This window comes from Streptomyces sp. NPDC058637 (assembly GCF_042717325.1).
Lineage (GTDB): Bacteria > Actinomycetota > Actinomycetes > Streptomycetales > Streptomycetaceae > Streptomyces.
The window spans coordinates 93,374-102,552 of the sequence record NZ_JBHXRD010000027.1 but is presented as its reverse complement, the minus strand read 5'-3'; the positions used below and the strand labels follow the sequence as shown (position 1 = coordinate 102,552).

Genomic DNA, 9,179 nt, shown 5'->3' with positions numbered 1-9,179 from the left:
GGGCCCCTCGTCCACGTACCGGATGCCGTGTCCGGCGGCCGGTCAGTCGATGCCCCGGCAGATGTGCGGTTCGCTCCCGTCGTCGTCGTGGTCCCCGGCCAGCAGCAGGGGCACCCAGCGCGGAACCCCGGTCAGCGGTGCGGGTGGCAGAGGTTCCGGGTCCACCGTCTCGTGGTCCAGCAGCATCGTCTCCATTGACGAACCCTCCTTCGGGATGGGCGGTGTGCGCGGTCAGGCATGACAGGCCGGCAACCCGCCGTGGAAGGCGACCATCTCCTTGAAGGAGGCCGCCACATCGATGCGGGCGCCCGGGGCGAGACCCTCGAGCTCCGCGTAGGCGCGGTGCAGGTTGCCGACGAGGCGCTCGGAGTCCAGCAGGGACCCGAAGGCGCCGAGGTCCGCCTCCCGCGCCACCCGCAGCGGGCTCAGGCCACGGCGCACGCCGTCCTGGGCCAGCGCCTGGAGCAGGTGGAGGTAGGACTCCGTCGCGTCGATGAGCTCGGGGCCGCCGACCGGGCCGTGCCCGGGGACCACCACCTCGGGCCGCAGCGCCCGCATCCGCTCCAGGGCGCGCAGCGAACCGGTGACAGAGCCCATCAGGATGTACGGGGTCACCCCCGACCAGACCACGTCGCCGGTGAACAGGACCGCGCGCTCCGGCACCCAGGCCACCACGTCGTTCGCCGTGTGTGCGGGGCCGACGTGGAGCAGCTCGGTGCGCAACCGGTCGCCGTGCAGCGTGAGTTCGTCCCGGAACGTCAGGGTGGGCAGGGTCAGCGGCGTCTCGCCCCAGTCCACGTCCGGCCACAGCCCGCGCAGACCCAGGCCCGCCTCCCTCGTGTCCGCCCGGGTCCCCGCGTGGGCCACGATCACCGCGCGCGGGACGAACTGGCCGTTGCCGAAGGTGTGGTCGCCGTGGAAGTGCGTGTTGACGACGTAGTCCGGACCGTCGGGCACGACCCGGGCCACCTCCTCCCGCAGCCGCCGCGTGCGGGACTCCGTCGCCGCGGTGTCCACCAGGACGGACCGGCCCCCGCCGGCGACCAGGCCCGCGTTGTTCAGGCACCAGCCGCCCTCCGGCTGGACGAGGGCGTACACCCCGTCCGCGACCGGCACCAGGGAACCGGGTCCGGCCGTCCGCGCGGGTGCCGGAGCCGCCGTGCGCACCTCGTGCGTGTCGGTCGCCATCAGTAGTTACCGAGCCCGCCGCAGACGTTCAGCGCCTGCGCCGTGATCGATCCGGCGGTGTCGGAGGCGAGGTAGCCGACGAGTCCCGCGACCTCTTCGGGGGTCGAGTAGCGCCCCAGCGGGATCTTCGCGTTGAACTTGTCCTGGATCTCCTGCTCGGTCACCCCGTAGTGGCCGGCGTAACCCTGCCGTACCCGCTGGGCCATCGGAGTCTCGACATAGCCCGGGCAGACGGCGTTCACGGTGATCCCGGTCGGGGCGAGCTCCTTGCCCACGGCCTTGGTGAAGCCGATGACACCGTGCTTGGAGGCCGAGTACGGCGCGGCCAGTTCGACGCCCTGCTTGCCGCCGGTGGACGCGATGTTGATGATCCGCCCCCAGTCGCCCTCCCGCATCAGACCGGTGCTCAGCACCTCCCGGGTCACCCGGAACGTGCCGTTCAGGTTGGTCTCGATGACGTCGTCCCAGAGGGAGTCCGCCAGCTCGGCCGTCACCCCGCCGCCGCCCCGGCCCGCGTTGTTGACGAGGATGTCGATGCGCCCGTACTCGGCCACCGCGGCCCGTACGGCCTCCCGGATCTGCTCCAGGGACGTCACGTCGCACACCGTGCCGGCCACTTCGAGGCCCTGCTCGCGCAGTTCCTTGACCACCGTGCGTACGCTCTCCGCGCTACGTGCCACACCGAACACCGCGACACCCTGCCGCGCCAGCAGCTCGGTCACGGCCAGGCCGATCCCGCTGGTCGCCCCGGTGACGAAGGCCACTCGCCGTCCTGCGTCTGTCATCGTGCTCTCCCCATGGTTCGTGCCGGCGGATCCCGGACCCATCGGTCCGACGGTGGGGCCGTCGCCTTGCGGGGATCTCGTACGCGGGTGGAGCCGGTCCGGAGACCGGGGTGTCGAGCGGTACTCGATGCGGGGCCTAGGGCGGCCGGTCAGCGTGGGCGTATTCGATGCGGCTACCCGGGCGGACGCCCGGCTGGAGCGAGGAGAGCCCGTGCCCGAGCAGACGCAGACCCTGCCCGACGTCAGGAAGTCGGTCACCGTGGCGGCGACGCCCGACGAGTGCTTCAAGGTCTTCACCGAGCGGCCCGTGGACTGGTGGCCGCCGAGCCACGTCCTGGTCCGCAAGGAGCGGGCCGGCCTGGCCTTCGAGCCGGGCGTGGGCGGGCGCTACTACGAGTGGGACGTGGAGGGCACCCAGATCGCCTGGGGCCGCGTGCTGGAGTGGGTGCCCGGCCGCCGGGTCGCCATGACCTGGCGCGTCGACCCCAACTGGCAGTCGATCCCCACGGACGACCGGGCCAGCCGGATCGAGGTCGACTTCGAGGACGCCGGCGAGGGCCGCACCCGGGTGTCGCTGGCCCACGTGGAACTGGACCGGCACGGCCCCGGCGCCGAGCGGATCTTCAAGGCGCTGGACGGACCGAGCCCGGGCGAGACGCTGGAGCGCTTCGCGCAGGCGGTCGCCGACGGGTCCGGGGCGTGAGCCCCGGCCGGAGCGTCCTGGACGCTCCGGCCGCCACGCCCACCGGGCGCGGACGCGGCCGTGCGGCCGGTCCGCCCGTCCTCCGCGCCTCCCGCACCACCCCGTCCGGGGGAACGCCCGCACGCCGGACCGGCGGCCGTACGCCCCGCGAGCCGGTACACGGCCGACGCGACGCCGCCCGCACCGCCCGCACCGCCTGTACCAGCCCGCACCGCCGAGAACCCGCGAGTGGCCGTCGCCCCGCCCTTCGGCGCACGGCACGCCCCGCGGCGGTACGGGCGGTCTCGGCGCGACATCACCTCCGCCACCGGACGTACGGCCCTCCGGCACGACACGGCCGGGCGCGGCAGCCACACCGCCGTCCCGCCCGCCCCGGGGACCGAGCAGCACCGGAAGCCGGCGGAACGACGAAGGGGCGTCCGGGACGAGAAGTCCCGGACGCCCCTTCGCGCGCGCCTCAGACGGCTACGGACAGCCCGGCGGCGGGCTTCGCGGTGGTCGCGCGGGGCAGCTTCTTGAGGTCGAACCCCGGCTGCCGCACCGTCCCGGGTGTCAGGTCCGTACCGGCCGTCAGCAGCCGCCGGGCGATGCCGTGGTCCGCGGGGCGGTTCACCGACTCGACGCCCGTCAGCCGGCCGTCCCGGAAGCAGAAGACGGAGAAGCGCCCGCCTTCGACGTCGCCGACGGTCACCGTCGTGTCGTGGCCCGCCGTCAGCCCGGCGATCTGCAGCCGCAGCGCGTACTGCTCCGACCAGAACCACGGGACGGCGGTGTACGCGTAGGGCTCGCCACAGATCGCCGCCGCGACGCACCGCGCCTGGTCGGAGGCGTTCTGCACGGACTCCAGCCGGATGTGGCGCCCGGCGTGCGGGCTGGGGAAGCGGGCGCAGTCGCCGAGCGCGTAGATGTCCGGGTCCTCGGTCCGCAGCCGTTCGTCCACGACGATGCCGTCACCGACGAGCAGCCCCGCCGAGAGCGCCGGCGCGGTGTTGGGCAGCACCCCGACGCCGACCACGACCAGGTCCGCGGCGATCCGCTCGCCGCCGTCCAGCTCCACGACGTGCACCCCGCCCCCGCCGTCGCCGTGCAGCGCCGCCACCTCACGGCCCAGCAGCAGCCGGACCCCCTGGGCGCGGTGCTCCGCGACGAGCCGGTCCGACATGACGGGCGTCAGCGCGCGGGCCAGGGCCCGGGGCTGCGCCTCCACCACCGTCACCTCGTGGCCGAGCCCGCGCGCGGTGGCCGCGACCTCCAGGCCGATGAACCCGGCGCCCACCACGACGAGTTGCCGCGGCGGGCCGCTGAGGCGCAGCCGCAGGTCCTCCGCGTCGGCCAGCCCGCGCAGCGTGAGCACCCCGGTCAGCGAGGCCCCGGGCACCGGCAGGGTGCGCGGCCGGCAACCGGTCGCCAGGACCAGCGAGCCGTACGGGAGGCGGAGACCCGAGTCCAGCAGCACGGTGTGCCGGTCCCGGTCCACCGTGGCGACCCGGTCGCCCGTGATCAGCTCGATGTCCTGCTCGGCGAAGAACGACGCCGGCCGCAGCAGGACCTCGTCGGCCGTCACCGTACCCGCGAGATAGCCCTTCGACAGCGGGGGCCGGTGGCAGGGGGCCGGGGGTTCGTCACCGACGAGCGTGATCCGGCCCTGGAAACCGCGGCTGCGCAGGGCGCACGCGGTGTCGAATCCCGCCTGGCCCGCTCCGGCGACGACCACCGAGTGCGCGGCCATCAGCTCTGCGCCTCGGGCAGGTGCACCAGCAGCCCGTCGAGGTCCTCGGAGATGGGCAGCTGGCAGCTCAGCCGGCTGAACTCGTTGCGCTCGCAGGCGGTGCCGTACAGCACGTCGTCCTCGACGGAGTCCATCGCGGGCAGCGGCAGCGTGTTCGCCTCGTCGATGTACACGTGGCACGTGCCGCACTGGGCGGAGCCGCCGCACTGCGCCTCGATGCCGTCGACGTTGTTCAGCTTCGCACCGCGCATGACCGTGCCGGGCGCCCGGACGTCGACGACGGTGACGGTACCGTTCGGATGCTTGTAGGTGATCTTGGCCATGGCGTGCTCTCCTCGTGGAATGTCGGTCGGCCGTGGGGGAGTCGTGCGTCTGCGCGCGCGCCCGGGCGGGGGGCGGAGCCTCCGAGGGCCCCCGTCCCGCCGGCCGCCGTCGAGCGGGCCGGTCGGCGGACGGGGGTCACCGGGCCGGGGTCACCAGGTGACCGGCAGCTCCCACAGGCCGTAGATGACGGCACCTTCCTTGCGCGGGATCTCCAGGAAGGGCTTCGCGAGCCGCAGCGTCGGGATCCGCTGGAAGAGCTTGCTCCACACGATCTCCAGTTCGAGGCGGGCCAGGTCCGCGCCGATGCAGTGGTGCACCCCGTGCCCGAACCCCAGGTGCTTGCGGCTGCCGCGCCGGATGTCCAGCTTCTCCGGCTCCGGGAAGACCTCCGGGTCACGGTTGGCCGCCAGGCCGAGGCAGAGGATGCCGTCGCCCTTGCGGATGACCTGGCCCGCCACCTCGATGTCCTCCAGCGCGACGCGCGGCACGGCGGTGTCACCGATGGTCGCGAACCGCACCAGCTCCTCCACCGCCGGCTTGACCAGCGAGGGGTCGTTCAGCAGGAGTTCCAGCTGGTCGGGGTTCTCCAGCAGGCAGGCCGTGCCCAGCGAGATCTGGCTGGCGGTCGTCTCGTGCCCGCCGTTCATCAGCAGCCGGACCATGTTGAACAGGTCGCGGTCGGTGTACTCCTCGCCGGAGGCCTCGTAGTCGGCCATCGCCCGGCTGAGCAGGTCCTCGCCCGGCGTCTCCTTCTTCTGCTTGATCAGCTCGCTGATGTACGCGTTCACCTCGACGATCGCGGCCTGCCGCTCCTCGGTGGAGCTGTGACCGCCCAGCAGCGCGGTGCCGTGCTTGATGAAGAACTCGTGCTGGTCCTGCGGGATGCCCAGCAGCTCGCAGATCACGGTCATCGGCACGGCCAGCGAGAAGACCCGGTGGAAGTCGGCCGGGGCCTCCATCGCCAGGAGCTTGTCCAGGTGCTCGTCGACGATCTCCTCGATGCGCGGACGCAGCCGCTGGACCTGCCGGTGGGTGAAGGTCAGCGCGGCCTTGCGCCGGGTGCTGCTGTGCGCGTCGCCGTCGTAACCGATGAAGGAGGTCTCGGTCCGGTACTCCGGCGGTGCGACGAAGTAGAAGGGGAAGTTGTCGTGCCGGCGCGACGCGCTCAGCCGCGGGTCGGTGAGCAGCGTACGCATCGTCTCGTAGCCGGTGACCGTCCAGATGCGCAGGCCGGAACCGTCCAGCGTGACCTCCGAGACATCCTTCTCGATCATGTCGGCGTACTGGGCGGGCGGCGTGAACGGGCACGTGCGCTTGTACGGAAACGTCGCCGCCTCCGCCTCGGCAGGGGCAGCTGACTCCAGATCACTGATGGTCACAGCGGATCGATCCTCTCCGGGGTACGTCAGGGCAGCGGGAGCGGCCGGGCAGCAGTACACCCAAAGCGGCTGGGGCCCCGGTCGAGCGGACACGGAGCGGCCCCCGGACCCGGGAAGCCGTGATCCGGTCCGCCTCATGCCGGGCACGAGCCGGGTCCCGCAGGCTTGCCGGAGCCGCGACGCAGGAGGACCTGGAGGACCAGCGATGACCACATCCCCCGCAGGACCACCGCCGGACGGGACCGGGAACGGAACCGCGGGCGGACCCCGCCGAAGGCCCGGGAACGTGCCCGGCACGGGCCCCCTGCACGGCCTCAGGGTCCTCGAACTCGCCGCGATCGGGCCCGCCCCGTTCGCCTGCATGATGTTCGCCGACCTGGGCGCCGACGTGGTGCGGGTGGACCGGGCCGACGGCCGGCGCTCCTTCGCCGACTGGCACCGCGACCTGGACCGGGGCCGGCGCACGAGGGCCCTCGACCTCAAGGACCCGTCCGGCGTCGCCGAGCTCCTGCGCCTGATGGACGGCGCCGACGTACTCGTCGAGGGGTTCAGACCCGGGGTCGCGGAGCGGCTGGGCATCGGTCCCGACGTGTGCCTGGAGCGCAACCCCGGCCTCGTCTACGCCCGGATGACCGGCTGGGGACAGGACGGCCCGCTGGCCACCGCCCCCGGCCACGACATCAACTACCTCGCCCTGACCGGCGCGCTGTACGCGATCGGCGAGGCCGGCGGCCCCCCGGTGCCGCCCGTGAACCTGCTCGGCGACTTCGGCGGGGGCGCGATGTTCCTCGTCACCGGAGTGCTCGCCGCGCTCCACGAACGCCGCACCTCCGGCCGCGGACAGATCGTCGACGCGGCGATCGTCGACGGGGTCAACACCCTGCTGGCCATGGCGACGGGCATGGCCGACGCCGGCCACTGGCGCCACGAGCGCGGGGCGAACCTGCTCGACGGGGGCGCCCCCTACTACACCTGCTACGTCTGCGCCGACGGAGGCCATGTCGCGGTGGGCGCCCTGGAGGAGCGGTTCTACGCCGCCCTGCTGACCGGCCTCGGCCTCGACCCCGACGGGCTCCCGGACCGCACCGACCCCGCCAACTGGCCCGCGCTGCGCCGCGCGTTCGGCGGCCGGTTCCTCCTCCACGACCGGGACACCTGGGCCCGGCTGTTCGACGGCACGGAAGCCTGCGTCACCCCCGTGCTGCGCATCGACGAAGCCCCGGACCACCCCCACCAGCGGGCCCGGGGCAGCGCTCCGGCCGCTCCCGCACCCCGCTTCAGCCGCACCCCGGCGGTGCGGCGCAGGTCCACCTGGGCTCCAGCGGTCCTCCGTGCACCCGCCCGAACCTGGGGCGAACAGCCGGACCTGTCGGCCGGCGCCGTCGGAACATCCGCCGGCCGGCCGACACCAGACCAAGGGAGCGGCGATGGCTGAGCAGTTCCAGCTCTACGACACGACCCTGCGCGACGGCACCCAGCAGGAGGGCATGGTGCTGACGGTCGAGGACAAACTCGCCGTCGCCCGCCGGCTCGACGGCCTCGGAGTGGGATTCATCGAGGGCGGCTGGCCCGGAGCCGTCCCCAAGGACACCGAGTTCTTCCGCCGGGCCCGCACCGAACTCGACCTGAAGAACGCCGTCCTCGCCGCCTTCGGCGCCACCCGCCGGCCAGGGGTACCCGCCTCCCTGGACCCGCAGGTGCGCGCCCTGCTGGAGGCCGAGACCCCGGTGGTGACCCTGGTCGCCAAGAGCCACACCGGTCATGTGCGCAACGCCCTGCGCACCACGCTCGCCGAGAACCTCGCCATGATCAGCGGCACGGTACGCCACCTGGTGCACGCCGGCCGGCGGGTCTTCGTCGACGCCGAGCACTACTTCGACGGCTACCAGCTCAACCGCGAGTACGCCCTCGCCGTCGTCCGCACCGCCGCCGAGGCCGGCGCCGAGACCGTCGTCCTGTGCGACACGAACGGCGGCTCCCTGCCCGACGAGGTGCGGACCGTCGTCACCGAGACGCTCGCCCTGACCGGCGTACCGCTCGGCATCCACGCCCACAACGACAGCGGCTGCGCCGTCGCCAACACCATGGCGGCGGTCGACGCCGGAGCCGTCCAGGCCCAGGGCACCGCCCACGGCTACGGCGAACGGTGCGGCAACGCCGACCTGTTCACCGTCATCGCCAACCTGGTGCTCAAGCGCGGCCGCGAGGTCATCCCGCTGGAGAACCTGCGGGACCTGGCCGGGACGGGCCGGGCCGTCACCGAGCTGACCCAGGTCCCCGGCAGCGTCGCCGCACCGTACATCGGCGGCTCCGCCTTCACCCACAAGGCCGGACTGCACGCCTCCGCGCTGCGGATCGACCCCGACCTCTACCAGCACACCACGCCCGAGCTGGTCGGCAACACGATGCGCACCCTCGTCTCCGACATGGGCGGGCGCTCGTCGATCGAGCTCAAGGCACGCGAGCTGGGATACGCCGTCGAGGCGGGCTCCGACGAAGTGGCCCGCGCCGCGACCCGGGTCAAGGAGCTGGAGAACACCGGCTACAGCTTCGAGTCCGCCGACGCCTCCTTCGAACTCCTGCTGCGCGAGGAGCTCGACGGCGGCCCCCGCCCCCGCCCGTTCGACGTCGAGTCCTGGTCCGTCGGCGTGTCCGGGACGGGCGACGAGGTGCGCACCGAGGCCACCGTACGGCTCACCGTCCAGGGCAGGACCGTCACCGCGACCGGCCACGGCAACGGGCCGGTCAACGCCATGGACACCGCCCTGCACACCGCGCTCGACCCCTGCTTCCCCGCCCTGTCCCGCCTCGAACTGACCGACTACCGGGTGCGGGTGCTCAGCGGCGAGACCGGCAGCGGTGCCGCCGCCCGCGTGCTCATCTCCTACCGGGACGGCGAGCGCAGCTGGGGCACCGTCGGCGTGGACGGCAACACGACGGCGGCCAGCTGGCAGGCGCTCCTCGACGCCGTCCACTACGTCCTGCTCGACGGGCCGCCCGGCCGGGTCGAGGAAGCCCCGCCCCTGGCCGCCGCCGTACCGGGCTGAGCCCCGACCTTCCTTGGAGTGACC

The 9,179-nt window shown here is 73.4% G+C and carries 9 protein-coding genes; 3 read left to right on the top strand and 6 right to left on the bottom strand.

Annotated features, from left to right (window positions below):
* Window positions 1–42: 42 nt before the first annotated feature.
* The 3 genes from ACFWVP_RS25500 to ACFWVP_RS25490 are packed head-to-tail and all read right to left on the bottom strand — an operon-like array spanning window position 43 to window position 1,973.
* Entirely contained in the window at window positions 43–195 is a 153-nt protein-coding gene (locus ACFWVP_RS25500) for a hypothetical protein (RefSeq protein ID WP_384500016.1), read from the bottom strand.
* Between the two features lie 36 nt (window positions 196–231).
* Entirely contained in the window at window positions 232–1,188 is a 957-nt protein-coding gene (locus tag ACFWVP_RS25495; protein ID WP_384500014.1) for an MBL fold metallo-hydrolase, read from the bottom strand.
* A complete protein-coding gene (locus tag ACFWVP_RS25490; RefSeq protein ID WP_384500012.1) occupies window positions 1,188–1,973 on the bottom strand; it encodes an SDR family NAD(P)-dependent oxidoreductase in 786 nt (261 codons plus the stop codon). The genes ACFWVP_RS25495 and ACFWVP_RS25490 overlap by 1 nt, the downstream gene beginning before the upstream one ends.
* A 211-nt stretch (window positions 1,974–2,184) precedes the next feature.
* Between ACFWVP_RS25490 and ACFWVP_RS25485 the strand changes: the two genes are divergently transcribed.
* On the top strand, window positions 2,185–2,676 hold the full coding sequence (locus tag ACFWVP_RS25485) for an SRPBCC domain-containing protein (protein ID WP_384500010.1): 492 nt from the start codon (window positions 2,185–2,187) through the stop codon (window positions 2,674–2,676).
* A 457-nt stretch (window positions 2,677–3,133) separates the two neighbouring features.
* Here ACFWVP_RS25485 and ACFWVP_RS25480 read toward each other — a convergent pair whose 3' ends face one another.
* The 3 genes from ACFWVP_RS25480 to ACFWVP_RS25470 form a co-directional block, all read right to left on the bottom strand.
* A complete protein-coding gene (locus ACFWVP_RS25480) occupies window positions 3,134–4,405 on the bottom strand; it encodes an NAD(P)/FAD-dependent oxidoreductase (RefSeq protein ID WP_384500007.1) in 1,272 nt (423 codons plus the stop codon).
* Window positions 4,405–4,728, bottom strand: a complete 324-nt coding sequence (locus ACFWVP_RS25475; RefSeq protein ID WP_384500005.1) for a 2Fe-2S iron-sulfur cluster-binding protein — start codon at window positions 4,726–4,728, stop codon at window positions 4,405–4,407. The genes ACFWVP_RS25480 and ACFWVP_RS25475 overlap by 1 nt, the downstream gene beginning before the upstream one ends.
* A 150-nt stretch (window positions 4,729–4,878) precedes the next feature.
* Window positions 4,879–6,108, bottom strand: coding sequence for a cytochrome P450 (locus ACFWVP_RS25470; protein ID WP_384500003.1), 1,230 nt, complete (start codon window positions 6,106–6,108; stop codon window positions 4,879–4,881).
* 205 nt (window positions 6,109–6,313) lie between these two features.
* Here ACFWVP_RS25470 and ACFWVP_RS25465 point away from each other — a divergent pair, with 205 nt between their 5' ends.
* Window positions 6,314–7,543, top strand: a complete 1,230-nt coding sequence (locus ACFWVP_RS25465; RefSeq protein WP_384500001.1) for a CaiB/BaiF CoA transferase family protein — start codon at window positions 6,314–6,316, stop codon at window positions 7,541–7,543.
* Window positions 7,536–9,155: a citramalate synthase gene (gene cimA, locus ACFWVP_RS25460; protein WP_384499999.1), complete on the top strand. Its 1,620-nt coding sequence runs from the start codon at window positions 7,536–7,538 to the stop codon at window positions 9,153–9,155. The genes ACFWVP_RS25465 and cimA overlap by 8 nt, the downstream gene beginning before the upstream one ends.
* Window positions 9,156–9,179 lie beyond the last annotated feature (24 nt).

Coding starts and splice junctions, on each gene's coding strand:
- ACFWVP_RS25500 (WP_384500016.1), bottom strand. CDS start 195: ATGGAGACGATGCTGCTGGACCACGAGACGGTGGACCCGGAACCTCTG.
- ACFWVP_RS25475 (WP_384500005.1), bottom strand. CDS start 4,728: ATGGCCAAGATCACCTACAAGCATCCGAACGGTACCGTCACCGTCGTC.
- ACFWVP_RS25495 (WP_384500014.1), bottom strand. CDS start 1,188: ATGGCGACCGACACGCACGAGGTGCGCACGGCGGCTCCGGCACCCGCG.
- ACFWVP_RS25490 (WP_384500012.1), bottom strand. CDS start 1,973: ATGACAGACGCAGGACGGCGAGTGGCCTTCGTCACCGGGGCGACCAGC.
- ACFWVP_RS25480 (WP_384500007.1), bottom strand. CDS start 4,405: ATGGCCGCGCACTCGGTGGTCGTCGCCGGAGCGGGCCAGGCGGGATTC.
- ACFWVP_RS25465 (WP_384500001.1), top strand. CDS start 6,314: ATGACCACATCCCCCGCAGGACCACCGCCGGACGGGACCGGGAACGGA.
- cimA (WP_384499999.1), top strand. CDS start 7,536: ATGGCTGAGCAGTTCCAGCTCTACGACACGACCCTGCGCGACGGCACC.